The following is a 25,937-nucleotide window of genomic DNA, read 5'->3' as shown; positions in this document are numbered from 1 at the left end:
AACGGATTAGATATGACTCACGACCGACGCACCTACGATTGCCATACCCATTTTGTGCCGGAACACTTCCCGGCTTACGCCGGAAAAGGAGTGAACGTACCTTGGCCTACGTGTCATCACCTCACGTGTGGACACGCACAGATCACAATTTCGGGAAAACCGTTTCGTAAGGTATCGGCTGCCGCGTGGGACGGCGCCCGCCGGGAGGCTGACATGTTGCGTGCTGGTGTGGACGTGCAGGTTGTATCGCCGATGCCAGAACTGCTTTCATACTGGTTGCCCGTCGAAGACGGCGCGACAATGTGTAACTTCATCAACGAAGAGATCGGTAAGCTCGTGCAGCGCGCGCCGTGCCGGTTCGTTGGCTTGGGTGCTGTGCCGTTGCAGTACCCGGCGCTCGCGTGCCGGGTACTGGAAGCGTTGATGGAAAGTGGCTGTTTCCGTGGTGTCGAGATCGGGTCCAACATCAATGGGCTGCCTATCGGGGACCCGTCGTTTGAAGAATTTTTCGCCACGGCGGAAAGGCTGGGCGCTTGTATCTTTGTTCACGCAATCCGGCCGATCGGCGATGAACGACTCGTAGGTCCGTTGTCGTTGCGCGCCGTCGTGTCGTTTCCGTGTGAGGTGTCATTCGCAATCTGTTCGGCGGTGACAGGCGGTTTGTTCACCCGGCATCCAGCGCTACGGATAGCTTTCAGCCACGGCGGCGGAGCGTTCGGCGCAGTGCTACCGCGGCTCGCGCATGCATGGCAGAACATTGAGGCGATACGCAGTCAGTTCGAGGAGGATCCGCGTGTAATTGCCCAGCGACTGTTCTATGACAGCCTCGTCTACGACCCCCGACAATTGCGCCACATGATCGAGCAATTTGGCGCCACTCAAATACTTGCCGGATCGGACTACCCATTTGATATCGCTGACCCCGAACCTGTCGATTCCGTACTTCGCGTTGTTAACGCTGACCAGGCTGAACTCATTCTTCACACCAATGCCGAAAATTTTCTCGGAGTGACACCATGACTGATACGCGCGCCGCGTGTGCGCCAAAACATCTGGACTCAAGCGATGCATGCGGGAAATCCAACGACCGGCAATTGCTGCAGCTTTGCAGGGCTGAGGACGTGCGACGTGCAGGCTCGTTGCGCGTCGAACCGGCGGGCGTCGCGCCGCTCGCGGTGTTTCATGCCGACGACTCGTTCTTCGTCACGGAGGATGCCTGCAGTCATGGAGATGCTTCGTTATCGGAAGGGATGGTGAGCGACGGACAGGTCGAATGTCCGTGGCACAGCGGCGCATTCTGTCTGCGCACTGGCGAACCGACCGCTTTTCCTGCTGTGCTGCCAATCCGCGTATATCCGGTGAGTGTGAAAGACGGCTTCATCTGCATTGCGCGACCCGTCCCAGACGATGACGTGTATGCGAATGGGACGAATGCGGACAGGGTGTAGGGCCTCTTAAGTAGCGAAAGATGAACGTGCCGATGTGTTTCGAAATCTAGCTATATATATTTAATAATTAGATGTACATACTAAATAAAAAATTGGAGACTTCGAATGAAAAAGACGGTGGTTTTATTTGCGCTTGCCGCTACCTTGCCGGCATTGGCTCATGCGCAAGGTAGCGTGACGCTGTATGGGATTGCCGACGTGGGCATTAACTGGACGAGCAACGCCGGCGGCAGCCACCTCATCAGCATGACGGATGGCGTTTCGCGGGCCAATCGTCTCGGCTTCAAGGGCGCCGAGGATCTCGGCGACGGACTGAAGGCCGTTTTCGTACTCGAAAATGGCTTTACTCTGGTCAACGGAACGCTAGGTCAAGGTGGGCGTATGTTCGGGCGCCAAGCTTTTGTCGGCCTGTCGAGTGACAAATACGGCAGCGTGACGTTGGGACGACAGTACGATTCGGTCGTCGACATGATGCAGCAGTATTCGGCGTTTGCCGTAATTCCCGGCGGTTACCTGCTTTTCCGGCCGGCGGATATCGACAACTTCGGCGACAGCCATCGTGTTAACAATGCGATCAAGTATACGAACACTCTCGGGCCGGTGAGCGTAACGGGGCTGTATAGCTTAGGCGGCGTGGCCGGGCAGTTCTCGCAAAATCAGATCTGGTCGCTCGGTGCGAGTTACTCAGGCGCCGGCCTGGGGCTGGCTGCGTCCTATTTGAACGTGCGCAATCCGAACACATCGTTCTTTTCCGACACATCATCATCGGCGTTGACGGGGAATGTCCCGAGTCCCGTGTATTCGGGTTATGCATCCGCTCATACCTACGAGGTGATTGGTCTTGCCGCCCAGTATGTGCTGGGTTCCCTCACAGTCGGTACGACGTACAGCAACGTCAGGTTTGATGACCTCGGCAATCTGAGCTCGGGCCCGAACGCCCTTCATTACAGCGGAACGGCTGTCTTCAACAGCATCGATATCCATATGGGTTACCGCTTCACGCCATCGCTATCGGTTGGTGTCGCGTACAACTACACCCATAACGGCGGCGCATCCACAGCTTCTGCTTCGCGCGGGGCGACCTACAACGAGTTGATGGGTGGCGCGGACTACCTTCTGTCAAAGCGCACCGATGTCTATGTCATGGGCGTTTGGCAACGCGCAAGCGGCACGGATTCGAGCGGCAAGCCAGCCGTTGCCGATATCGGTCTCGGCGCCGTGTCGGGTAGCAACACGCAGAGCTTGGTGCGAATTGGTTTGACGCACAAATTCTAGGAGGGGTGCACCAATGGTTTTTGATCGATTAGGAAGTGAGGTGTTGCGATGCGACCGCCGGCTCCGAGGGGGTAGACGATGACTCCGCTGCAAATCGAAGACGCGGCCGCGGCGTTACGAACTGCACAGCAAACCGGGGAATGCATCGCTCCGTTGCGGCATCGCTATCCGGAGTTGGATATCGATAGCGCTTACGCAATTCAGCAAAGCAACACCCATTATCGTCTCGCCGAAGGGCGACGCCTCGTCGGGCGGAAGGTGGGTCTGACGTCGCTGGCGGTGCAGAGGCAGCTTGGAGTCGACCAACCGGACTTTGGCATGCTGTTCGACGACATGGGCCGTGGCGATAGCGAGCCTATTCAAATGAAAGGACTGATGCAGCCGAAGATCGAAGCGGAGATCGCCTTTGTGCTGGGGCGTGACCTGTCGATGACGCTACCCGGTGCAATTGACGTGCTGCGATCGATCGACTATGCCTTGCCTGCGCTCGAAATTGTTGGCAGCCGGATTGCGAAATGGGATATCGGCATCACAGACACGATCGCCGACAACGCTTCGTCGTCGGCATTCGTGCTCGGCAGCACGCCGCGCAAGCTGGCGGAGTTCGACCTGCGGTTGTGTGGGATGCGAATGGACAGGCGTGGACAGACGGTATCGGTCGGCACCGGGGCCGCATGCCTCGGCAATCCGCTCAACGCAGTGATATGGCTTGCTCGCAAAATGGCATCGCTTGGTATGCCGTTACTGGCAGGTGATCTCGTGTTGTCAGGCGCGCTCGGTGCGATGGTGCCAGTGGAGCCCGGCGACGTGTTTGACACCGAGATCAACGGTCTCGGCTGTGTACGAGCGGTTTTCGAGCACGACATTGGGGAGCACCCGTGAACCAGGACCATATCGCGAAGCGCCTCGATGCCGCAGCGTTGGGCGGCCACAGGATCGCACCGATCGAGGGTGCTGCCAATATAGCGATGGGGGACGCGTACGCGCTGCAGGCCGCGACATTTGGTTTCCGACTCAAACGAGGGGAGTTTCCTGTGGGCACTCGAACTGGCTGCGCGGGGCTCGATGAAAGTGGCCGCATTAGAACGACGGAGGCGGTTGTCGGGCGGCTTGCGTCGGGTATGCAAATCTCAAACGGGGAGTCCTTTGGGTTGCCGACTGGCTCCCGCGTTCGGGCCGAACCGGCGCTCGCGCTTCTGCTCAGGCGCCCTGTGGGCGGCAATTGTAGCGACCTGGATTTAATCGGCGCGATCGAAGCCGTGGCCGTCGCGATCGAACTTTTCGATTCGCGTTACGAAGCAGCCGAATTCACCATGCAGGAGCTGATTGCCGATAACGCAGGGCTCAGCCGTTTTGTGACAGGCCCGTGGCGCGCCCCGCGGGGCCACTTCACCAATCTCGGCGTGACCCTCGAAATCGACGGTCATGTCGCGCAGTTCGGCTCGACGGCTACGCTAGGCATCGAATCGATGCAACCACTATTGCAGGCACTACGTCTTGCGAACACTCCCGATCTGCTGCCCGCGTCGAGCATCGTGTTGTTAGGGGGCGCGACGCCGGCACAACGCATTACGCCTGGACAGCATGTTGGGGCGGGTATCGAAGGTCTCGGCCACGCTGGCCTAACCATCAAGGATGATAAATGACAGATCGGATCAAAGTGGCGATCCTGGGATCGGGCAACATCGGCACCGACCTGATGATCAAGGTGATGCGCAACGGCCGCCATCTCGAGATGGGTGCGATGGTCGGCATCGATCCCGACTCCGATGGTCTCGACCGTGCGCGGCGCCTTGGGGTGCCGACGACATCGGACGGTCTCGACGGACTGCTGGCGCTGCAGTGCTTCAGTGAGATCGATCTCGTATTCGACGCCACATCTGCCGGCGCGCATCGCCGTCACCACGATGTACTGCAGGCGTATGGCGTTCAGATGATCGATCTGACACCGGCGGCAATTGGCCCATATGTAATCCCGGCGATCAATCTCGAGGTAGAGAACGCCACCAACATCAATATGGTGACCTGTGGTGGGCAGGCCACTATCCCGGTGGTGGCTGCCGTCTCGCAGGTGGCGGCCGTGCACTACGGGGAAATCGTCGCTTCGATCGCCAGCAAGTCGGCTGGCCCTGGTACACGCGCGAATATCGACGAGTTTACCGAGACCACGAGCCACGCGATCGAGACGCTCGGCGGTGCGCGCAAGGGCAAGGCCATCATTGTCCTGAATCCGGCAGAACCGCCCTTGATCATGCGTGATACGGTCTTCGTGCTCTCCGAGTACGTGGAGCCGGCATTGATCGAAGCAAGCATCGCACGCATGGTCGCCAAGGTGCAGACCTATGTGCCAGGGTACCGGCTGAAGCAGAAGGTGCAGTTCGACGTGATCACGCCGCAGAATCCACTTCGAGTGCCGGGCATCGGGCCGCTACATGGCTTGAAGACGTCGGTATTCCTGGAAGTGGAAGGCGCCGCGCATTATCTACCGGCCTATGCGGGCAATCTTGACATCATGACGTCGGCGGCGCTCGCCTGCGGCGAAATGATCGCGCGGCGCCGCTTGCGCGCTGGTGTCAGCCGTAATGAGAGGTCTGCATGATTTGCTTGCTCAGGTGCAGGTGGGAAAATCATAGGTACGCTGCGCGGCGGGCTTTTCGCATTGGCGCGACGGCAACGGGTGGGAAGCCGGTCGGCACGCGACCCGGCGAGCGCAACACGGGTGAGATCAGATGATGAAAAACATTTACCTATCGGACGTGACTTTGCGCGACGGCAGCCACGCGATGCGCCATCAGTACAGCGTCGCACAGGTGTCGGCTATTTCCGCGGCTCTCGATGCGGCGGGCGTTGACAGCATCGAGGTCGCGCACGGCGACGGTCTGGACGGCTCAAGCTTCAACTATGGATTTGGCGCGCATCCCGATGTGGAGTGGATTGCCGCGGCTGCCTCGACTGTCAAGCGCGCGCAGATCGCGACGCTGCTTTTGCCGGGTATCGGCACGCGGCAACATCTGCGCGAGGCGTTTGACGCCGGTGCTCGGATTGTTCGCGTCGCGACGCATTGCACCGAGGCCGATGTTTCGCGTCAGCATCTGGAATATGCGCGCGAGCTTGGCATGGAAGCGGTCGGTTTTCTGATGATGAGCCACATGACGACGCCGAGTCTGCTCGCTGCGCAGGGGAAGCTCATGGAACGCTACGGTGCTTCCTGCGTCTATGTGGTCGACTCCGGGGGGGCTCTCAGCATGTCCGATGTGCGTGATCGCTTTCGGGCGTTAAAGGACGTGCTGAGACCTGACACCGGTACTGGCATGCATGCCCACCACAATCTGAGCCTGGGTGTTGCCAATTCGCTAGTCGCGCTGGAGGAAGGTTGCGACCGGATCGATGCGAGTCTCGCCGGCATGGGGGCGGGCGCGGGAAATGCGCCACTGGAGGTTTTCGTCGCCGCCGCTGAACGCCACGGTTATCGGCACGGCTGCGATTTGTTGCGTTTGCTGGACGCGGCCGAGGACCTCGTTCGCCCGCTTCAAGAGAGAGCGGTGCGAGTTGACCGGGAGACACTGATGCTCGGTTATTCAGGCGTCTATTCGAGCTTCCTGCGTCATGCGGAAATAGCGGCGCTGAAATACGGACTCCGTACCGTTGACATACTCGTCGAGCTGGGCAGGCGCAAGATGGTTGGCGGACAGGAAGACATGATCGTCGATGTCGCCCTTGATCTGCTCGCTCAAAAAAGCGTTCAGTTGGGAGGCCGGACGCTGCATGCGAAGGAGGGGAGCGGCGATGAACGTCAGTAAGCGAGTAGGCGGCTGGAACGAGCGCGCACGCGACTACTGGGGCGGCGCGCTGATGTTGTTGCTTGGGATCGCCGCAATGGTCCAGGGATCAACCTACAGGATTGGCAGCCTCGCGCAGATGGAGGCGGGGTTTTTCCCGGTTGCGCTCGGCGCGATTTTGGCGCTGCTCGGTTTTGCAATAGTCTGCCGCGCGGGACGTGCGCGAGCGGTCTCAAGTAATGCTCAGCCGCAGGCGGTCGACTGTCGGGGTCCGCTCTGCATCTTGCTGGGCATGGCGTCATTTGTAGTCGTGGGAACCTGGGGCGGCCTGTTGCCGGCGACGTTTGCCCTTGTGTTCATCTCCGCGCTCGGTGATCGCCAGAGCCGGGTCAAACATGTGCTGATGCTCGCGGCGCTGATTTGCACCATATGCGTCGTCGTGTTTTGGTGGGCTCTGCAACTGCAGTTTCCGCTGTTTTCGTGGGGGTGAATAATGATTGAGCAGTCTTTATCGGCGTTATGGCAGGGCTTCGGCGTTGCCCTGGAACCGCATAACTTCATGTGGGTGTTCTTTGGCGTGCTGGCCGGCAACCTGATTGGCGTGTTGCCCGGCATGGGGCCGTTGTCCGCCATTTCCATCCTGCTGCCGCTGACTTACTCGATGCATCCCGTCCCGGCGATCCTGATGCTTGCAGGCATTTTTTACGGCTCGCAATATGGCGGTGCGATTGGCGCCATCCTGCTTAATCTGCCCTGCCATCCGCCGCACGCAGTAACTTGCCTGGACGGCTATCCGCTGACGCGCGCAGGCAGAGGCGGTGCCGCGCTCGGCGTAACGATGATCGCGTCTTTCTTCGCCGCATCGGTCGGTATCGTACTGATGATCTTCGCGTCCCCTTTGCTGGTCAGCGTGGCCTTCAAGTTCGGTCCGACCGAACTCTTCTCGATCATGCTGATGGGCCTCGTCGCTGGCGGCACGATGTCGGGGGGCGCAGCGCTGAAAGGGGTAGCGATGACCGTGGTCGGCCTGCTGCTGGGTGTGGTCGGAACCGACGTCAATTCGGGAACCATGCGTTTTACCTATGGTTTCAGCGAACTGGCGGATGGCGTGCAACTCGTCGCTCTGGCTCTGGGCTTGTTCGGGGTCACGGAATTCCTGCGTAACGTTAACCGTTTGCAGGTGGTCGGCACGGGAGCAAAAGTGCGTCTGCGCGATATGAAGCCCAGCCGGAGCGATCTGCGCAAGTCTTTCGGGCCGATCCTGCGCGGCACCGCAATCGGTACGCTATTTGGCGCCGTGCCGGGCACGGGCCCTACGCTTACCACGTTCATTGCCTATGCGCTGGAAAAGAAGCTGTCGCGCACGCCTGAGCGCTTTGGCAACGGCGCGATCGAAGGGGTGGCTAGTCCCGAGGCCGCGTCGCACGCCAAGACACAGGGCGATTTCATCCCCACTATGACGCTTGGTATTCCCGGCGATCCGGTGATGGCACTGCTGCTCGGCGCGCTGTTGATCCACGGAATCCAGCCGGGTCCTCAATTGCTCGGCGAGCATGCGGACGTCTTTTGGGGGCTGATAGCCAGCTTCTGGATCGGCAACATTCTGCTAGTCATTCTTAACGTGCCGCTGATTCAGATCTGGGTCAAGGTGTTGCAGATGCCATATCGCTATCTGTATCCGTCAGCGTTGTTCTTCATCGCCATCGGCGTCTACAGCACGAACAACAGCCTGTTCGAGGTTGGCGAGGTACTGGTGTTCGGTGTAGCGGGGGCGATCTTCGTCGCACTCAAATTTCCTGTCGCACCGGTTCTGCTGGGCTATGTGCTCGGCCCGATGATGGAGGAGAACTTCCGGCGCTCGCTGCTGCTCTCGCATGGACAGATCGGGGTCTTTATCCAGCGGCCGATCAGCGCGGCTTTCATGGGGATCGTGGCGGTGCTGGTCGTAGCGCAGCTATTTTTCGCGGTTCGCGCGGCGACTCGCGGCAATGCCGATGACGATCCTCGTCTCCCTTTACCGCTGGTCGATGATGCGTCTCGTGGATCGGATGCTCAAACCGCCGAGACCATCCACGGCCGCTCGCAACATCTGCGAACCCCGAGGCCCTGAGCGGCACAGGGCGGCAGCAGCGGGTGCGCCATCGGGCGTTGGGGTGCGGGTCGCCGACGCATCGATACCCGCACGAAGTCCCTTCCTCTCTTCCTTTCGAACGTTTGCATAATGAACCATCTTTCCGATTCATTGGGTGCGACGGGCGGCGAAGCAAACCTCTCCGTCGCCGAAGCATACTTAGGGCTGCTGAAGCGGCGCGGTATCGAGTGCCTTTACATGGGCGCTGGCACCGATACCGCCCCTTTGGTGGAGGCATACGCACGGAACGAAGGTCGCGACGAGGCGTATCCGCGTGCGTATGTCATCACGCATGAGAACGTCGCCGTCGGCATGGCGCACGGCTACTACATGGTTAGCGGCCGGCCGCAGGCGGTGATGCTGCATGTCAGCGTCGGCGCGGCCAACGCGGTCTGCGCGTTGCTTAACGCGGCGCGCAGCCAGGTACCAATGCTTTTTACCGCTGGCCGCACGCCGCTGTTCGAACAGGGTTGCCTCGGCGCGCGAGACAGCGAAATTCATTGGGCGCAAGAAATGTTCGACCAGAATGGAATGCTGCGCGAAATCGTCAAATGGGAATACGAGTTGCGCGCGGGAATCCATCTGGAACAGGTGATTGACCGGGCGTTGACCATCGCAATGGCGCAGCCGCGCGGACCGGTTGCGCTGACATTGCCGCGCGAGGTGCTGGCGGAGTCCATGGTGCAACGCGTCGGAGGTGTCAGCGCTGCAAACACCGTATCCTCGCCGGTGCCGACGGAGCTTTGCCCCGATGACGACGCGATAACTCATCTCGCCGATGTGCTGTCGAAGGCTGCCTTTCCGGTCATCGCCTGCACGGGGAGCGGTGCCGACACAAGGACCGTCGAGCTCGTGTCGCGCTTATGCGAGCGCCATGGAGTCGGCGTGGTGGAGGCGAAGTCGCGCTATGTGTCGGTGCCGGCCAGCCATCCGATGCATCTCGGTTACGACGTGACTACTGCACTCGAGCAAGCCGACGCTGTGCTGTTCCTGGAGAGCGACGTGCCTTGGGTGCCGGGGCGAACAGGCCCGCAGCCGGGTGCCTTCGTCGCGCACGCGGGCACAGATCCATTGTTCGCCCGTTATCCGATGCGCAGTTTCCGCTCTGACCTGACGATCACTGGCTCGGCGTTCGCAGTGTTGCGGGCATTGAGCTCGCAGCTCGAAAGACGTTGCGACAGCGGCACAGCTGCCGCGGCTATCGCAATACGTCGCGCAAGGATGAGCGACGTGGCAGCCGGGATCCGTCATGCCCACGCCGCTGCCGCGGCGGCGGACGAGCAAAGCGGCGGCGCGATCACTAAGCTCTTCCTATCGCGCTGTCTAAACCAATTGCGGCCGGACGATGCGCTCGTGGTGAATGAATATCCGGCGCGCCGGGAGCAACTGTCGTTCGACATGCCGGGGACTTTTTTCGGTGTTCCGCCTTCTGCTGGACTGGGTTGGGGCCTTCCCGCTGCACTCGGCGCGCAGCAGGTGATGCCAGAACGCACCGTGATCGCGATGCTGGGCGATGGCGCCTATCTGTTCGCGAATCCAGCGTCGTGCCATCACGCGGCAGCGATGCACGGGCTTCCGGTGTTGACAATCATCTACAACAACCAACGCTGGGACGCGGTCAGTAGTTCGGCCGCGCGGATGTACCCCGGCGCCTATGCGTCACGTGCGATCGCACGGCACGGATCGGGGCCTTTGTCTCAGCTGGCGCCGTTGCCCCAATTTGAAAAATATTGTGAGGCCTCGGGCGGTTACGGTGAGCGTGTCATCGCGCGAGAGGATCTGTTACCTGCGCTCCAGCGCGCCTTGCGCGTCGTGACGCAGGAACGCCGGCAGGCGTTGCTGAATGTCATTGGTGCATGAGCGGCATGCTGCCGTGCGTGTGGCCCTTGCAGGAGGAATCATGAACGCTACGTTGTTTGAAGACAGTCAGGCGATGCCGATGTTGTACATCGGCGGCTCTTGGCGCCGCGGCCAGGGGAAGACTACGACGGTCGTGCGCAACCCGGCCAGCGGACGCGCGCTGGGCGAACTCGGCCACGCGGACGCGAGGGACATAGACGATGCCTTGGCCTCGACGGAGTGCGGCTTTGCGTTGTGGCGCTATGCGCCGGCCGCGGAGCGGGCTGGCGTGCTGCGGCGAGCGGCCGACCTGATGGTCGCTCGTGCTGCGGCGTTTGAGCAGCGGATTACTCAGGAGCAGGGCAAGCCGTTAGTGGAAGCGAGTGCCGAAGTAGTGGGCACGGTGCAGCTACTTCGATTTTGCAGTGAGCAGGTCGGCAGTATCGCGGGACGCGTTCTGCCGTCCACCGATACCGACGCCCAGTGGGAGATCCGGTCAGTTCCGGTCGGACCCTGCGCGTTGTTTTCACCGTGGAACATGCCGCTGGTGCTGACTGCGCGCAAGGTTGGGCCGGCTCTCGCTGCGGGCTGCTCAGCGATCCTGAAGCCTCCCGAGGAGGCGCCGTCGGCAGCAGCGATGATGGTGCAGTGCCTGCTCGAAAGCGGCTTGCCACCTGAAGTCCTTAATCTACTGTACGGCGATCCTCCAACGGTTTCATCCCGGTTGATCGCTTCGCCGGTAATCAGGAAGGTCTCGCTTACCGGCTCGGTGGCAGTCGGCCGCACGGTCGCCGAACAGGCCGCGCCACGCTTCAAGCGTTTGACGCTGGAACTCGGCGGTCATGCACCCGTGATCGTCCACGACGACGTAGATGTCGAAGCAGTCGCCTGGCAATGCGCGCGGGCCAAATTCCGCAATGCCGGACAGCTTTGTCTTGCACCCTCTCGTTTCTTTGTGAATGAGACCGTCTATGAGCGTTTTGTTGCGCGTTTTGTGGAGGTTGCGGAGGCACTTGTCGTAGGAGACGGCGTGCTTCCCGATGTTGAAATGGGGCCTTTGGCCAACGAGGGGCACTTGCGTTCGGTTGAAGCCGCTGTCGCTGGCGCAGTTGGCGAAGGCGCACTGTTGCTGTGCGGCGGCAGGCGGCTTTACGATGAAGGCTTCTTTTACGCGCCAACCGTACTCGGCAACGTGTCGCCATCAATGCGAGTCATGCGGGAAGAGCCGTTCGGCCCCGTCGCACTGATGTGCAGAGTAAGCAGCCTTGATGAAGCGCTACTGTGGGCCAACCGCAATCCGCTCGGTCTTGCCGGTTACGCATTTGCCTTGAACGCGAAGGTGCAACTGCGCATCCAGCGCGAACTTGACGTGGGTGCACTCGCCATCAACAGTGTGCGGGTGTCCTGCGCTGAAGCGCCGCTTGGGGGACTCAAGGATAGTGGTGTGGGATATGAGAGCGGCGACGAGGGGCTTAAGGCCTATCTGTCGCTGCGCACGGTTCATCGACAGATTTGACCCTGCGAGCCGTATTCTAGAGTTGCCTCGGATGCTTTTTCGAATCTCGCGTCGACGGGCGTAATCGGCGGAGCGGACTCATGCATTCGCGATGAAATCGCAAATACGTACGTGCCGCTTTCTTAAACTCTGACTTTTCAGATCGACCGCTAGCGAAGTGGCAAAGCGGTCATCCTCTGCCTGGAAGGTGTGGATACATCGATCCTGATGTGAGGGAATCCGTGTCAGCACGTGAATAGCGAAACGCCATATGGCAACTCACTGCGCGATACGCAAAAACGTAACCCCATCAACGGCCCATGCAAACCTGCTAACCGGTCAAAAAAATCAGAGCGAACGTTGCAGCCGCGCAGCCACCGCAAGCAACACGGGAAGGAACGTTTGCTCCAATGTCGTCACGGTTACACGTCCAGAAAACACACTGACGCTCAGTGCGGCCTCGATCTCGCCGGCGCGATTTCTCACCGGCACCGCCATCGCGGACATGCCGATTTCCAGTTCCTCGTTGCTGATCGCATAACCGTCTTCCGACGCACGCTTGACCGCCTGCATGACGGCATCCGTATTCCCGAGCGTGCGTGTGGTCAGGTGCTTCATCGGGACACTGTCGAGATGCCTGCGAATCTCGTCTTCCGGTAAACCGGATAGCAGCACGCGTCCGGTCGCCGAGCAATATGCCGGCAACCGCCCTCCGAGCTTGACTCCAGTCGACACGATCCTGATTGCTTCTGCACGTGCGATGAACACCGAATAACCCTCGTCCAGCACCGCCAGTGATACGGATTCCTGCAACTCGTCGCGCGCATTCGCAAGAAGCGGCTGGGCAATTTGTGTCAACGACGACGTGCTGAGGTACGCGCTACCGAGCCTCAGCATCCGTGGCAGCGGCGTGAAGAACTTGCCGTCGTGCGCGAGATAGCCGAGATCGACGAGCGTCAGCAAGCACCGGCGCGCGGCCGGGCGGCTCAGATCAGCGAGATGCGCGGCGTCCGACACGGTCATGCGCGTAGTAGACGCACCGAATGCTTCGATGATCGCCAGCCCCTTGGCGAGGCCCGCCATCCCTTCCTTTGCACGCACCTTGCCGTCCGGTCCGGCGTCATCTTCGGCCGACGACTCACTCTCCCGCCCGTTGACAGGTTCTTTAGCAGATGTCATATTTAATCTAAATATCGAACATTGTACGTTATTCGAACACATTCAGTGGAGTCCGTCAACTCGGAACCGCAAACGAAGGGCGGCAACGTAAAACGGCCCCTGCACTACATGGAGCGAGCAACTTGAACATCATCCCCATCAAGCCAGCCAGGCGCGCCAGCATTACGTGGCCGTCCGAAGGCCTCACGCGCGTGCCCTACACGCTGTTTCAGGATGAAGGCGTGTACGCCGACGAGCAGGACGCGATCTTTCGCGGCCCAAACTGGAGCTACCTGTGCCTCGAAGCGGAAGTGCCGAGTCCGGGCGACTTCCGCAGCACCTTCGTTGGCGATGCGCCGGTGGTGGTCACGCGCGATACCGACGGCGAACTCTATGCATTCGAGAATCGCTGTGCGCATCGCGGCGCGATGGTCTGCCTCGAAGACGAGGGCAATGCCAAGGATTTCAGCTGCGTCTATCACGCCTGGACCTACAACCTGCAGGGCGATCTGCTCGGCGTCGCGTTCAAGGACGGCATCGACGGCGAAGGGGGTATGAAACCGGACTTCTGCGTCGGTGACCACGGCTTGCGCAAGTTGCGCGTCGCGACGCTGCATGGTCTCGTTTTCGGCAGCTTCTCCGACGACGTGCCGCCGCTCGACGAATATCTCGGCGACGAAATTGTCGAGCGGATCGCGCGTGTGCTCGAGAACCGTGAGCCGGTCGTACTCGGCCGCTTCACGCAAATGCTGCCCAATAACTGGAAACTCTACTTCGAGAACGTCAAGGACTCCTACCACGCGAGCATCCTGCATTTGTTCTTCACGACCTTCCAGTTGAACCGGCTGTCGCAGCGCGGCGGCATCATCGTCGATCCGAGCGGTGGCCATCACGTCAGCTACTCGGCCGTCGATCATGCCGCTGAAGCCGCGGCGCAAGCAAAAGCAGCCAGCAATTACGCGGATCAGAAGATCCGTTCCGAAAGCGAGCACCGGCTCGAAGACACGTCGGTGCTGACCGGCATGGATGAATTCGGCGATGGTGTCACGTTGCAAATTCTTTCCGTGTTCCCCGGCTTTGTGCTGCAACAGATCCAGAACGCGATCGCGGTTCGCCAGATCCTGCCGCGCGGCACGCATCAGACCGAACTGAACTGGACCTATCTTGGCTTTGAAGACGACACCCCGGAACTTCGCGAGATGCGGTTACGCCAGGCGAACCTGGTTGGCCCGGCCGGCTATGTGTCGATGGAAGACGGCTGCGTCGGGGGCTTCGTGCAACGCGGTATCGACGGCGCGAGCGACAGCCGCTCGGTGCTCGAGATGGGCGGCGACGACGCCGAAAGCAGTGCGAGCCGCGTGACCGAAGCATCGATTCGCGGCTTCTGGAAAGCCTACCGCAACGCAATGGGATATTGAACATGGCGCAAGACATCCATCAACTGATCGCGCGCGCGCAGGCCGAATATGTGCGCTGCATCGACGACGGCGATCTCGCGCAATGGCCGGACTTCTTTACGCAAGCTTGCCTCTACAGGGTCACGACCGCCGATAACTACAAGCGTGGCCTGACGGGCAGCATGATCTATGCGGCCTCGCGCGGCATGCTTGTCGACCGCATCGCCTCGCTGCGCGACGCCAACATCTATGAGCGCCACAGTTACAGGCACCTGCTTGGGCAGCCTTATGTCGTGAGCGAAAGCGAACAGGAAGCACGCAGCGAAACCTCGTTCATGGTGGCGCGGATCATGCGTGACGGCTCGACGAGCCTCTTCGCGACCGGCCACTACTGCGACGTGTACGTCCTGGAAGAGGGCGGAGTGAAGCTGCGCGAACGGACCGTCGTGTGCGACAGTTCACGCATCGACACGCTGCTGGCGCTGCCGCTATGACGCAAACGATAACCCGCGCTATGACGGTCGCGCTTGCGATCGGCGACCCCAACGGCATTGGTCCCGAAATCGCGGTGAAGGCGGCGGCACAGATCGCGAGCGGCGGACGCAATAAGCACGATACCGAGCCGCAACTGCGCCTGGTCCTATTCGGCGACGCCTTCGTGATTCGCTGGTACGCGCAGCGTTGCTGCCCTGGGTTCGCGCTGAGAGAGGTGCAGTCGGACGCTTTGCCGGCGCCCGAAGCCAGCACGATCGATATGGTCGGCATTGTCGACGCTGCTTCGCTTCCCACCGATGCATTCGTGCCGGGAAAGGTGGCAGCCGCGGCCGGTGCCGCGACGCTTGCCTATGTCGGCGCCGCGCTGCGCGCCGCGCGTGCGAGCCACGTCGACGCCGTAATCGCGTGTCCGCATTCAGAGACCGCGATCAATGCGGCAGGCGTGCGCTTTTCCGGCTATCCCGGCTTCGTTGCACAGGAGATGGGCATGGCGGCCGAGGACGTCTATCTGCTGCTGATCGGCGGCGGTCTGCGCATCGTCCACGCGACCTTGCACGAGGGCATTGCGTCGGCGCTTGGCCGGCTCGACCAGCGCCACGTCGAACGCGCTGCGCGGGCCGCCGTGCAGGCGCTGCAACTGATGGGCATAGAGCGTCCTACGGTCGGGCTGATGGGCATCAATCCGCATGCAGGGGAGGGCGGACTCTTCGGACGGGAGGACATCGACATCACCGAGCCCGCCGCGCGGAACTTGCGCGACGAGGGCATCGCGGTGATCGGACCGCAAGGCGCAGACCTGTTGCTCACGAATCCCGACATCGACGTGTTCGTCGCGATGTATCACGACCAGGGTCACATTCCCGTCAAGCTGCGCGCCGGCCGGCATTCGGCGGCGTTGTCGATCGGCGCGGGCGTGATGTTCTCGAGCGTCGGACATGGCAGCGGCTTCGATATCGCCGGCACGCTGTGCGCCGACCCGGTACCGCTGCTCGGCGCGATCCATCTGGTCACAACCGGAACTGTGCTCCCCGCACAGGTCGGCTGAAACGTCTTCATCGCTTATCGAGGCCACATTTTGGATTACCAGATTTCCGTCGCACAAAGCGATGTCGCGTTCCGCTGCGATGCGGGCGAAACCGTGCTCGACGCCGCCGAGCGTTCGGGCTATGCCGTGCCGTATTCGTGCCGCAAGGGCGTGTGTTCGAGCTGTGAAGGCGGCGTCGTGGCTGGCGGGGGCCGCTCGTCCGTGCAAGGCGATGTAGAGGGCCCCACCGAGCGCGTGCTGCTGTGCTGCCTGCGGCCGTCCTCGGATATGACGATCGCGCCGCGCAAGATCGAAAAGCGTGAACCGGTCGTGCGCAAGACGCTCGACATGTCCGTGTACCGCGTGACGCAACCGGGCGCCGATGTGAGCGTGTTGCAACTGCGCTTGCCTGCCGGCGTGCGCGCAAAGTTTCGCGCCGGTCAATATTTGCAGATCGAGCTTGAAGACGGTAGCCGTCGAAATTACTCGATGGCGAATCCGCCTCACGAAAGCGACAGCGTCCAGCTTCACGTGCGCCACGTGTCGGGCGGCAAGTTTTCCGAAGGCGTGCTGCGCGGGCTGGAGAAAGGGCAGAAGCTGCGCGTCGAGCTGCCGTTCGGCGAGTTCTCGTTACAGGACGAATCAACGAAGCCCGCGATCCTGCTTGCGACGGGTACGGGCTTCGCGCCGGTCAAGTCGATCGTCGAGGACGCTATCAAACGCAAGCTCGAGCGTCCCCTGTATCTGTACTGGGGCGCGCGCCGTCTCGAAGACCTGTATCTCGCCGAGCTTGCGAACAAGTGGCACGCAAGCGGCAAGCTGACGTTCGTGCCGGTGCTGTCCGAGCCGCACAAGGGCTGGACCGGCCGCAGCGGGTTTGTGCACGAGACGGTGCTCGAAGACTTCGGCTCGCTCGCGGGCTTCCAGGTCTATGCCTGCGGCAACCCAGCCATGACGAGTGCCGCGCACGAGACGTTCGTGAAAGCCGGTCTGCCCGACGACGATTTCTTCAGCGACGCCTTCGTTCACACAGATATACGCCCCTAGAGAAGGCGTAACACCTTCACACAAAAATCAAGGAGACAAACCCGTGGCATCTCCCTTCATCGACGTAGTCGAGGTCATCGAACGCCAGAAGGTCGGCCGAGGACAGTGCCTCGTGGTGCTGCTGTGCGCGCTGCTGATGTTCCTAGACGGTTTCGACACACAGGCCGTCAGCTACATCGTGCCCGCGCTTGCCAGGGACTGGCATCTGTCGCGCGAGATTCTTGGTTCGATATTTTCCGCCGCGCTCGTCGGCCTGATGGTCGGCTACCTCGCCGTCGCACCGCTGTCGGCGCGCTTTGGCCACAAACGCATGATGCTGGCGAGCAGCGTGCTGTTCGCGGTGTTCACGCTGCTGACCGTATTCGCCACCAACGTCACCGAACTGATCGGCCTGCGCTTTCTGGCCGGTATCGGCCTCGGCGCGGCTGCGCCGAGCGCGGTGGCGCTGACCTGCGAATTCGCACCGAAGCGGCTACGCGCCACCTTCGTGCTGCTGGTGTATTGCGGCTTCTCGCTCGGCTTCGTCGTGGCCGGACTCACGGCCGGCGCGCTCATGCCCACGCACGGCTGGAAGTCGCTGATGCTCGTTGGCGCGCTCGCTCCGCTCGCGCTGACGGTACCGTTCGCCTGCTTGCTGCCGGAGTCGCTTACGTTCCTGCAACGTCGCCCGCAAGCCAAGGAGCGGATGCGCGCGGTGTTGCTGCGGCTTTTTCCGCGTCTTGATGTGCCGGTCGGCAGCACGTTCCGGCTCGAGGATCAGGGCGAAATGCGTGCGAGCGTCGCGGCACTTGTCAGAGGGCGCACGTCGGCTGGGACGCTGCTCCTCTGGCTTATCTTCTTCCTGAACCTTGCTGAGTTCTACTTCATGCAGAGCTGGCTGCCCACGATGCTCACCGGCTTGCAATATTCCTCCGCGGCGGTTGTCTGGGTGACGGCGTTGCCGACGATCGCCGGCGTGCTGTCGGCCGTTCCGCTCGGCCTCGCGATGGACCGCGTCGGCCCGTACGTGACGCTCACCGTGATGTACCTCGCCGGCTGCGTGTTCATGTGGCTTGTTGGGAACGCGTTCTCGGGCAGCGTCGCGTGGCTGATGGTGACGGTCTTCTGCGCCGGTTTCTGCATCAGCGGAGGACAGAAAAGCGTGATCGCACTCGCGGCCGTCTACTACCCGGTCGATCTGCGCTCGACCGGCGTGGGCTGGGCGCTTGGTATCGGTCGGCTCGGCGGCATCGCGGGGCCTCTTGTCGCGGGCATGCTGTATTCAGCGCACTGGACGCCTGCGGAAATCTTCCGCTTCTCGGCATGGCCTGTACTCGTGGCCGGCATTGGTGTGTTCGTCATGGGGCGCATCTACGGTTCCCGTTTCGGGGCCGTCGAGGTGAGCGCCACGCACTAGACCAGAAACAGACCCGAGCCTGCGCGGACATTTGCGCCGGTCACGGGCCTTCAGTCGGGACAACGTTAGCTATCCTGCTGATCTACCGAAGTACCACTGTCGAAAACCACTTTAAGAACCCAGCGATGTCTGCCGTTTTCTCGCTCTGTGGCGGGAAAGCGCGGACTTGCCACGTCGGAGACATGATGAAAAAGACCAGAATCGCCTTGTTGGCCCTGCCGCTTCTCACAAGCGTCGCTCATGCCCAAAGTTCAGTTACGCTGTACGGTTTCGTCGATGCCGGACTCGTATACGTGAACAACCAGTCCGGGCACTCGAATGTAGAAACAATCACTGGACAGACGAGCGGCAGCCGATGGGGCCTACGTGGCAGCGAGGACCTGGGCGGTGGGCTGAAAGCGATCTTCACGCTCGAAAACGGCTTCGACACGTCGAACGGCAAGCTCTTGCAAGGCGGCCGTGAGTTCGGCCGCCAGGCCTTCGTCGGGCTCAGCAGTGACACTTGGGGCGCGGTGACGCTTGGCCGCCAGTACGATCCGATGACGGAACTCATCGGCGAGATTGCCGCGACTTCGATGTGGGCATGGCTCGGCACTCATCCGGGCGACTTCGACAATCTGAACTCGACATTTCGCGTGAACAACGCGGTGAAGTATCAGTCGCCCCAATTTCATGGGCTGCAGGCGAGCGGCATGTTCGCGCCTGGCGGCGTGGCGGGCAACTTTGCGTCGGGGCGGGTCTACACGCTTGGGCTCAAGTACGTGAATGGTCCACTGAGCGCCGCGCTCGCGTACGACAACATCAATAACCCTTCGGTGTCGGTGCTCGACAGCGCGCTTTCGCCGAGCCAGACTGGTTACGTGACGCCGGGCCGAAGCCCCGTGTTCAGCGGCTACGCTTCGGCGAACGTGTGGCAAATCTTCGGCGCGGCCGTGTCGTACAAACTCGGGCGGGGCAGCATCGGGCTCGTCTACACGAACACTCGCTTCGAGGACATCCGGAGCACAGCGTCCACACCGAACACGGGCAACGCGGTCTTCAATAGCTATGAGATCAATGGACGCTATTTCATCACGCCTGCGCTGCTGATCGGTGCGTCGTTCGACTACACGAAAGCCCCTCACGCCAAGTATGAACAGATCGATTTCGGTCCGAATTACTCGCTCTCGAAACGCACCGACCTGAACCTGGTCGGCGTGTGGCAGCGTGCATCGGGCGTCGATTCGACCGGGTATGCGGCGGTGGCGGCAATCAGTACGCTGGGGCAGTCGTCTACGCCGACGCAAGTTGCCGTCAAGCTGTCGTTACGTCATCGCTTCTAGATATGAAGAGGTGAGGACGGGTGCGAGGAGATGCTGGAGGTTGCAGTGGAGAGGATGCAGCACTACGATAAATGAGGGCGAAGCGGCAGCTGGCCCTCAGGCGCAACTCCCGCAGAGTTGGTTGTGTCCGATATGGCAGCGCCTGGCGGCACCACGTCGTTGTTTGCGCACCGACCTGAACGCCTTGCGACACCTACCACTTGCCTGGAAAGCCACTCGTGTCATTTTTCTCCCGATCACCGCCTCACACGGGCCGCTTCCTGACGCTGTGAAGCACGTTGGGCGGCCGGCCTCGCACGAAAAATCTTTCGCCTGGCTTCAGGGACAGCTCGTCACGCCGTTTGATGGTCGCACGGTAGTGGTCACCCGCCACGGTGTGGCGCCGGCGTCGGTGCACCCGCGTTACCGTGATGATCCGGTCAACGCCGGGTTCGTGAGTGATTTGCGACACATCCTTAATCTGGGATACCGCCGCCCCTAAAATTCGACAGCGCTTTGATGAACGAGGAAGATGCAGAAGAGGTTTGGCGAGAGGCCCTTCGGCCGATGTATGAGCTCAAGAGGCTCCGCGAGGCCGGGCTTTCGGCGAAAATCAAGACATGGGACTTCGGGGCAATGCTGTTGACGAGCTACGTCGTCCAAGGCGACGTTCAATTTCACAGAACGCGCAAGAAAATCTCGATGTCGGGCATCGATCAATACCTCGTTCACTGTCTCGTTGGCGGCGAGCTCACGTCGGAGTTCGCTCAGGGTTAACAAAGGGTTCCACTGAACTCGGTCGCCGCGAGGGATATGGCAGTGGAAAACGTAGGCTTTGCTGTGAATGCACCAATGTTGACATTGAGCATCTCGCGCGCTGCGCTTGATCGACGATTGCCAGAGGGTGCCAAGCTTCATGGCGCCAGTTGGGAGGCGGACGACTTGATCGGGGCGATGGTCGCTTCGCACATGCACACGCTCGCGCGCTTGGCGACTGGCACGAGTACAGAACAAACCTATTTGGCCGCCGACGCGACGCTGGATTTGTTGGCGGCGTGTCTTCTTCCGCAAGCGAAGTCGGAGCTGCGGCAGGGCGATCCGCGCCTCACGCCGATGCTGCACGCGCAAGCCAGCTCCTACATTGAGCGGCATTTGCTTGATCCCGATCTTGGGCCCGCAGCGCTATGCAAAGCGCTGAAAATTTCGAGGACAGCGCTCTACGCATTGTTCGCTGAGTCCGGCGGGGTCGCGAAGCGTGTCAAAGAGAGGCGGCTTGATGAAGCCCTGAGAAGGTTGACGGCTCCGCGGCATGCGCGAGTGGGTTTGTCAGCGAGACGACGTTTAACCGATCGTTCAAAGAGCGCTTTGGCTGCACCCCCTCCGAAGCCCGAGGCGAATTGTTGGTCAAGGCATCCAGGGCGGTCGAAAAAATGCCCGAGGATCTGGTCGAAATGCATCAGCGAAAAATCAAAGGGCTGAGCGCCTGATCGGGGCTCCAAACAGGGCTGGCGATTGTTTGGCAAGAGCGTCCTGTGATAGGAGGGTTGAAACGGCTCGGTGCAGGCATTGAAAATGCGAATCACCGAGCCGCTTTCCTTTCTGCGCGTCGCGAATCGGTCAGCGGAGTGCCAGTGGTCCGGATTGCGTTTGTTGGTGACGCGCACGCGCGCGATCAACGGCTTGTGCCCAAGTGACTTCGCTTCCTCGCAGTCCTTCGGGATTGGCTCTACAAAAACGATCGTTTGCGCGGCGCGGCCCGTCTTCTACCGCCGCCTCTCCATCAACCTGACAGAGCCTTCCGTTGGTATCAAGTCACTACGGGCAGATGCGCCAGGTGGCGGGTATTCCTTCCCGGCGCTGGTGAGGGATTCGTCCTCCCCTAACGTATCTTCATAGCGTATCGATGGCGGACGGCTTGCGCGATATAGGTATGCAGGCCATCTCCGGCGACTGCCAGCAGCTTTAGCCGCTCAACCTTTTCAGGCCTGGGCGTGAAGTAGTTGTACAGGTAAGCCGAGCCATCCCTGAAATACACGCGAATAGCTTCCTGAAATATTTCATATCCGATGACGGTGGAATTTTCATCCGGATCGTCATACCGCTGCATGGATGATCCTTTCATGCGATGAGCGGCGCCATCAAGCACGACGCCTGATGGCGTTGAACGCGAGAGGGTGGCAAAGCACTTCGACATGCGATGCGACTACCCAATCATTTACCATGACCACCGAACGCCCGCATTTTCGGTTATCGTGCGCTGATGTGAGCCGCCGAGATTGCTCAAATAGCTGAGCGTCGCATAGGCGCCGCTAGACTTGCCGATCTTTGCTACCAGACCTTCCCCGACCTGCCCGGCCGTCTGCCTGACAGAACCGGGCAGCGTCGTTGCGCCCCCGAACGTGACGTCGTCGCCTCCCCCGAAGTTACGCAGCACAGACAAGCGCAGATACGGTTACGGCGCAAACGGCACCGGTGGCAATGCGGTCCTCTCGGTTCAATAGGCCATCCTATCAAAATCAACTTCCTCGACTATTTCCACTTTTCACCAGAGCCTCCGGCAGTTAAGTGCAATATCGTTGAAGTTCCTCCGGCCCATCCTTCGCGTCGTCTGTCGACAACCCGCGTCACCCTGGAAACCGTTGGCGTTTTGGATCCGTCTGGTGCGCGGGCCTTACCGCCGTCATTCACCCCTGCACAAGTTTTTGTTCGCTGCCGAACAAGCACGTCTATTTCGGCGCTCATAAGATTCTTCATCGCATCGTTCGAGTTCTGATCGTTGGCCTTGTGCCGCTGAGGTGAATCAATGAGCTGTAGTGTCGACATCGCGGGAATCGTTGATACGTGCATGACCTGCTGTCTTCTCGGGCCAAATTACGAGAAAATCGCTGGCTTCACCGAGCACTCCCGGTGGGGCGCCGCTGCCGTGGACGAATGTGGCGACCAATCACCTCGTCCGTTGCAGAGTACTGCTGTGAGTACACCGCTGCTGGAGGTGCACAATCTCGTCAAACTGTATCCGGTGGGCAGCCGCCGCAAGGGGGCGTTGCTGCACGCGGTCGAGCGGTCGCTGCTGATCCTCGACGAGCCGACCTCGGCACTGGACGTGTCCGTCCAAGCCATCATCTTGCGCCTGCTCCCGGACCTGCTCACACGGCTTGGCATGAGCTACCTGTTCGTCTCGCATGACCGCAATGTCGTGAGGCCGCGTTGTCGAGGTCGCACGGACCGGAATCATGTTACCGCGCCGAGCCATCGCTACATCAAGGCACTTATCGCAGCCATTCCCGGCCCAACGAGCAGCGGTTGCGCTTCGAAGGCAGTCCGACGAGCCCCATCGATCCGGACCCGAACGCCTGTCGTTTCCATGGCCGCTACCTGGCCTGCACGGACCGTTGTCTCACTGTGTCGCCGCCGCTACGCCGCCTGCCATTTCGCCTAAGCTGATCCAGACTCGCCACAACTGCCACTCAAGGAGGAACACCGATGCCAACTCAACCCGGCGACAACGAAATCTGTCGTATGGATGCTGTCACCCTGGCCCAGCGCATCAAGTCCAGGGAATTGTCGGCACTGGAGGTGACCGAGGCTGTGCTGCGCCGTATGGACGCGCTTGAGCCACACCTGCATGCGTTTTGCACGCCGACGCACGAGGTTGCGCGCAGCGCCGCGAAGGCAGTCGACGCCAAAATTGCGAAAGGTGAGCCGGCCGGAGCGCTTGCCGGGGTGCCGATCGGCATCAAGGACCTGGTCGCGACCAAGGACATCAAGACCGTGATGGGCTCGGTTCTTTACAAGGACTTCGTTCCTGACGAAGACGATATCGTCGTCGAACGCCTGAAAGCGGCCGGCGCGGTCATTATCGGCAAGACCAACGTGCCCGAGCTTGGCTACAGCCCGGTTGGCCATAACCCTGTTTTCGAGACCACCCGCAATCCTTGGAACCTTGCCCTGACGCCGGGTGGATCGAGTGCAGGTTCGGGCGCGTCGGTCGCCTCCGGCGTCGCGCCATTCGCGATCGGAAGCGACGGCGGCGGCTCGGTGCGCATCCCGTCGGCGCATTGCGGCCTGTACGGCATCAAGGCGTCGATGGGGCGCGTACCGCTGTATCCGGGGTGCCGCGATGAACGCTATCCGGGCGTCTCGAGCTGGGAGACGCTCGAACACATCGGCCCGATGAGCCGCACCGTCGCCGATTCAGCGCTGATGCTCAGCGTGATCAGCGGCCCCGACCCGCGCGACCGCTATTCGATTCCGGCCGTCGACTTCGACTACCAGGAGGCAGTGTGCGGCGACATTAAAGGTCTGCGCATCGCCTACAGCGAGGACTGGGGATACGCGGCGGTCGATCCCGAAGTGCGGCGCGTCGTTGGAGATGCGGTCGCGGTGTTCGAGAAAGAACTCGGCTGCACCGTAGAGCGCGCAGACCCCGGCTGGCGTGCCGATGCCGGCGCGACTTTCTGGGCGCTGGTCGCCGCCGACTCGGATCTGTCGGGCATGCGCCGGATGATCAAAGGGCGTGAAAAGGAAATCTCGCCGCACCTTATTGATCTGCTAATGCGACCGTGGACCGCTGAGGACTTTACCGATGCACACACCCAGCGCAAGGCACTGTGCAACAAGATGTGGCGCTTCATGGCGAACTACGACCTGCTGCTGACGCCAACGCTCGCGGTGCCACCGTTCCCGGTTCACATGCAAGGTCCCGAGGTCATCGAAGGACGGATGGGCCGCAATGCCGATTGGTTGTGCTTTACCTTCCCGGCCAACATGACTGGCCAACCAGCGGCGACGATACCAGCCGGGTTCACCAAGGATGGCCTGCCGGTCGGACTGCAGATCATTGGCAGCCACCTCGACGACCGCACGGTGCTGAAGGCCTCGGGCGCTTTCGAGCGCGCCCGCCCGTGGGCGCACAAGTGGCCCGCGTTGCTTGAGACGCTCGGCTTGTGACACCGGCCTGCCAGCAGGCTTTCCATTTACCTTCCGTTCCGTCGTCTCTCCTGCCACCTTCCGTGAAGGAAACCGAATGTCGATCCATTCCATCCGCAGCGTGGCCGCGGTGCTCGCCGTTACCACCGCGCTTGCCACGCCGGCCCTCGCGACCCCGCCCAAGGACGCACCGACGATCGTGTCCGAGCAAGGTCCGAACAGTCTCGACTCCATGGTGCCGACTGCGAACGACCACCGCCACATGGTCGTTTCGCAGATCTACGACCGGCTTGTCAGTATTTGTAAGCTGAAGAGCCTGGACAAGCGGTTCGATGGGCGGCACTCCATCGCAACATAAAGTTCCGGACGAAGGTCATGCCTGGCTTCAAGCGGTTCAGGAGCGCCGCAACCACGATTTCAGGCATCGAGCTGACGCATCGCATTCGCAAGGGTCAGTTCAATCTCGCGACGCTCGACCTCAAAGACACCGCTACACCTTGCGTTTGGAATGCGGTCCTCTCGGATCAATAAGTCATCCTGTCAAAAATAAACCTCCTCGACCATTTCCGCTATTTGCATCAGAGCCTAGAAGCATGACAATCCAAGAACAGCAGTTTGCCGAAGCTTTTCGGAGCGGCATGCGCAAGCTGGTATCAGGGGTGAGCCTGATAACCAGCACCGACGGCACACAACGCGTCGGCCTGATTGCAACTGCAGTCAACTCCGTCAGCGTCGCCCCGCCGACGCTTCTGATATGCGTCAACCAACAGGCGTCTGCCCACGATGTGATTCGCAATTCAGGGATCGCGGCAATCAACATCCTGCGCAGCGCCGACCGGGAAATCGCCGATTCATTCAGCGACAGCAGCCGGCGCGACGAACGGTTTATGAAAGGCGACTGGAGAACACTGGCGACACGCGCTCCAATCCTTGAAACCTCGCTCGTCGCGTTCGACTGCAAGGTCGCCAGAAGCCTCGAGCACCATTCGCACACAATCTTTCTTCTGGAGGCCATTGACGTCTGGACGACGGAGAAATCGTGCGAAGCTTTGATCTATGCAAACAAGGAATATAGAGCGATGGATTTGCGGACAACCGCCCTGTGAAGCCAGCCGTTCTAGGGGCTCCAGGTCTAACAATGCTTCACTAGTACAACATCCCTTAAATAAGTTGAATATTTAACGGTCCGTTTTTATCATGGCGGGATGAGCCGAGGCCGTCAT

General features: G+C 60.8%; 26 protein-coding genes and 1 pseudogene. 24 read left to right on the top strand and 3 right to left on the bottom strand.

Annotated elements, in window-relative coordinates; all coding sequences use genetic code 11:
• Positions 1-12: 12 nt before the first annotated feature.
• From AWB69_RS39280 to AWB69_RS39230, 11 genes are all read left to right on the top strand, one after another.
• Positions 13-1,020, top strand: a complete 1,008-nt coding sequence (locus AWB69_RS39280) for an amidohydrolase family protein (protein WP_062092170.1) — start codon at positions 13-15, stop codon at positions 1,018-1,020.
• On the top strand, positions 1,017-1,448 hold the full coding sequence (locus AWB69_RS39275; protein WP_082913789.1) for a non-heme iron oxygenase ferredoxin subunit: 432 nt from the start codon (positions 1,017-1,019) through the stop codon (positions 1,446-1,448). Before AWB69_RS39280 ends, AWB69_RS39275 begins: the two co-directional genes overlap by 4 nt.
• A gap of 105 nt (positions 1,449-1,553) precedes the next feature.
• Entirely contained in the window at positions 1,554-2,723 is a 1,170-nt protein-coding gene (locus tag AWB69_RS39270) for a porin (RefSeq protein ID WP_062092169.1), read from the top strand.
• Positions 2,724-2,801: 78 nt separating this feature from the next.
• The gene (locus AWB69_RS39265) at positions 2,802-3,605 is read left to right on the top strand and encodes a 2-keto-4-pentenoate hydratase (RefSeq protein WP_062092168.1); all 804 of its coding nucleotides are present in this window, start codon (positions 2,802-2,804) and stop codon (positions 3,603-3,605) included.
• Positions 3,602-4,369 carry a 2-keto-4-pentenoate hydratase gene (locus tag AWB69_RS39260; protein WP_062092167.1) on the top strand — a complete coding sequence of 256 codons (768 nt, stop codon included), beginning with the start codon at positions 3,602-3,604 and terminating at the stop codon, positions 4,367-4,369. The genes AWB69_RS39265 and AWB69_RS39260 overlap by 4 nt, the downstream gene beginning before the upstream one ends.
• A complete protein-coding gene (locus AWB69_RS39255; protein ID WP_062092166.1) occupies positions 4,366-5,322 on the top strand; it encodes an acetaldehyde dehydrogenase (acetylating) in 957 nt (318 codons plus the stop codon). The genes AWB69_RS39260 and AWB69_RS39255 overlap by 4 nt, the downstream gene beginning before the upstream one ends.
• Before the next feature lie 130 nt (positions 5,323-5,452).
• Complete coding sequence (gene dmpG / locus AWB69_RS39250) at positions 5,453-6,523, top strand: 4-hydroxy-2-oxovalerate aldolase (RefSeq protein WP_062092165.1); 1,071 nt, start codon at positions 5,453-5,455, stop codon at positions 6,521-6,523.
• Positions 6,510-6,992, top strand: a complete 483-nt coding sequence (locus AWB69_RS39245) for a tripartite tricarboxylate transporter TctB family protein (RefSeq protein ID WP_062092164.1) — start codon at positions 6,510-6,512, stop codon at positions 6,990-6,992. Before dmpG ends, AWB69_RS39245 begins: the two co-directional genes overlap by 14 nt.
• 3 nt (positions 6,993-6,995) lie before the next feature.
• On the top strand, positions 6,996-8,612 hold the full coding sequence (locus tag AWB69_RS39240) for a tripartite tricarboxylate transporter permease (protein WP_062092163.1): 1,617 nt from the start codon (positions 6,996-6,998) through the stop codon (positions 8,610-8,612).
• Between the two features lie 111 nt (positions 8,613-8,723).
• Positions 8,724-10,493: a thiamine pyrophosphate-requiring protein gene (locus tag AWB69_RS39235; RefSeq protein ID WP_062092162.1), complete on the top strand. Its 1,770-nt coding sequence runs from the start codon at positions 8,724-8,726 to the stop codon at positions 10,491-10,493.
• A 40-nt stretch (positions 10,494-10,533) separates the two neighbouring features.
• Positions 10,534-11,988 (top strand): NAD-dependent succinate-semialdehyde dehydrogenase, encoded by a 1,455-nt coding sequence (locus AWB69_RS39230; protein ID WP_062092161.1) that lies wholly within the window; start codon positions 10,534-10,536, stop codon positions 11,986-11,988.
• Between the two features lie 327 nt (positions 11,989-12,315).
• On the opposite strand, the gene AWB69_RS39225 is transcribed toward AWB69_RS39230, so the two are convergent.
• Complete coding sequence (locus AWB69_RS39225; protein WP_062092160.1) at positions 12,316-13,146, bottom strand: IclR family transcriptional regulator domain-containing protein; 831 nt, start codon at positions 13,144-13,146, stop codon at positions 12,316-12,318.
• A gap of 122 nt (positions 13,147-13,268) precedes the next feature.
• On the opposite strand from AWB69_RS39225, the gene AWB69_RS39220 reads away from it, so the two are divergent.
• The 8 genes from AWB69_RS39220 to AWB69_RS39185 all read left to right on the top strand — a co-directional run bounded on the left by AWB69_RS39220 (position 13,269) and on the right by AWB69_RS39185 (position 21,264).
• Positions 13,269-14,543: an aromatic ring-hydroxylating dioxygenase subunit alpha gene (locus AWB69_RS39220; RefSeq protein ID WP_062092159.1), complete on the top strand. Its 1,275-nt coding sequence runs from the start codon at positions 13,269-13,271 to the stop codon at positions 14,541-14,543.
• Positions 14,544-14,545: 2 nt separating this feature from the next.
• Entirely contained in the window at positions 14,546-15,016 is a 471-nt protein-coding gene (locus AWB69_RS39215) for an aromatic-ring-hydroxylating dioxygenase subunit beta (protein ID WP_062092158.1), read from the top strand.
• Positions 15,013-16,062 (top strand): PdxA family dehydrogenase, encoded by a 1,050-nt coding sequence (locus tag AWB69_RS39210; RefSeq protein WP_062092157.1) that lies wholly within the window; start codon positions 15,013-15,015, stop codon positions 16,060-16,062. The genes AWB69_RS39215 and AWB69_RS39210 overlap by 4 nt, the downstream gene beginning before the upstream one ends.
• Positions 16,063-16,092: 30 nt before the next feature.
• Positions 16,093-17,088, top strand: a complete 996-nt coding sequence (locus tag AWB69_RS39205) for a 2Fe-2S iron-sulfur cluster-binding protein (RefSeq protein WP_062092156.1) — start codon at positions 16,093-16,095, stop codon at positions 17,086-17,088.
• Between the two features lie 43 nt (positions 17,089-17,131).
• Positions 17,132-18,484 carry an MFS transporter gene (locus AWB69_RS39200; RefSeq protein WP_062092155.1) on the top strand — a complete coding sequence of 451 codons (1,353 nt, stop codon included), beginning with the start codon at positions 17,132-17,134 and terminating at the stop codon, positions 18,482-18,484.
• A gap of 185 nt (positions 18,485-18,669) precedes the next feature.
• Positions 18,670-19,806 carry a porin gene (locus AWB69_RS39195; protein ID WP_062092154.1) on the top strand — a complete coding sequence of 379 codons (1,137 nt, stop codon included), beginning with the start codon at positions 18,670-18,672 and terminating at the stop codon, positions 19,804-19,806.
• 498 nt (positions 19,807-20,304) lie between these two features.
• Entirely contained in the window at positions 20,305-20,562 is a 258-nt protein-coding gene (locus AWB69_RS39190) for a hypothetical protein (RefSeq protein WP_062092153.1), read from the top strand.
• 36 nt (positions 20,563-20,598) lie between these two features.
• Positions 20,599-21,264 carry a helix-turn-helix domain-containing protein gene (locus AWB69_RS39185; RefSeq protein ID WP_062092152.1) on the top strand — a complete coding sequence of 222 codons (666 nt, stop codon included), beginning with the start codon at positions 20,599-20,601 and terminating at the stop codon, positions 21,262-21,264.
• Between the two features lie 400 nt (positions 21,265-21,664).
• On the opposite strand, the gene AWB69_RS39180 is transcribed toward AWB69_RS39185, so the two are convergent.
• Together AWB69_RS39180 and AWB69_RS39175 are read right to left on the bottom strand one after the other, a co-directional pair.
• A complete protein-coding gene (locus AWB69_RS39180; RefSeq protein WP_062092182.1) occupies positions 21,665-21,907 on the bottom strand; it encodes a hypothetical protein in 243 nt (80 codons plus the stop codon).
• Positions 21,908-22,000: 93 nt separating this feature from the next.
• Complete coding sequence (locus AWB69_RS39175) at positions 22,001-22,225, bottom strand: autotransporter outer membrane beta-barrel domain-containing protein (RefSeq protein ID WP_269447520.1); 225 nt, start codon at positions 22,223-22,225, stop codon at positions 22,001-22,003.
• Positions 22,226-22,756: 531 nt separating this feature from the next.
• Here AWB69_RS39175 and AWB69_RS48935 point away from each other — a divergent pair.
• The 5 genes and pseudogenes from AWB69_RS48935 (at position 22,757) to AWB69_RS39155 (ending at position 25,820) form a co-directional block, all read left to right on the top strand.
• Positions 22,757-23,224, top strand: coding sequence for a hypothetical protein (locus AWB69_RS48935; protein ID WP_197500424.1), 468 nt, complete (start codon positions 22,757-22,759; stop codon positions 23,222-23,224).
• Between the two features lie 44 nt (positions 23,225-23,268).
• Positions 23,269-24,735, top strand: coding sequence for an amidase (locus AWB69_RS39165; RefSeq protein WP_231937383.1), 1,467 nt, complete (start codon positions 23,269-23,271; stop codon positions 24,733-24,735).
• 76 nt (positions 24,736-24,811) lie between these two features.
• A complete protein-coding gene (locus AWB69_RS39160) occupies positions 24,812-25,072 on the top strand; it encodes a hypothetical protein (RefSeq protein WP_062092149.1) in 261 nt (86 codons plus the stop codon).
• Positions 25,060-25,245, top strand: a pseudogene (locus tag AWB69_RS49960) (IS6 family transposase); the annotation flags it as partial. The gene AWB69_RS39160 and the pseudogene AWB69_RS49960, both read left to right, overlap by 13 nt.
• A gap of 107 nt (positions 25,246-25,352) precedes the next feature.
• Positions 25,353-25,820, top strand: a complete 468-nt coding sequence (locus AWB69_RS39155; RefSeq protein WP_197500423.1) for a flavin reductase family protein — start codon at positions 25,353-25,355, stop codon at positions 25,818-25,820.
• Positions 25,821-25,937 lie beyond the last annotated feature (117 nt).

It is taken from the genome of Caballeronia udeis, assembly GCF_001544555.2.
Taxonomy (GTDB): Bacteria; Pseudomonadota; Gammaproteobacteria; order Burkholderiales; family Burkholderiaceae; genus Caballeronia; species Caballeronia udeis.
This window is presented reverse-complemented; position numbering and strand designations above follow the sequence as displayed.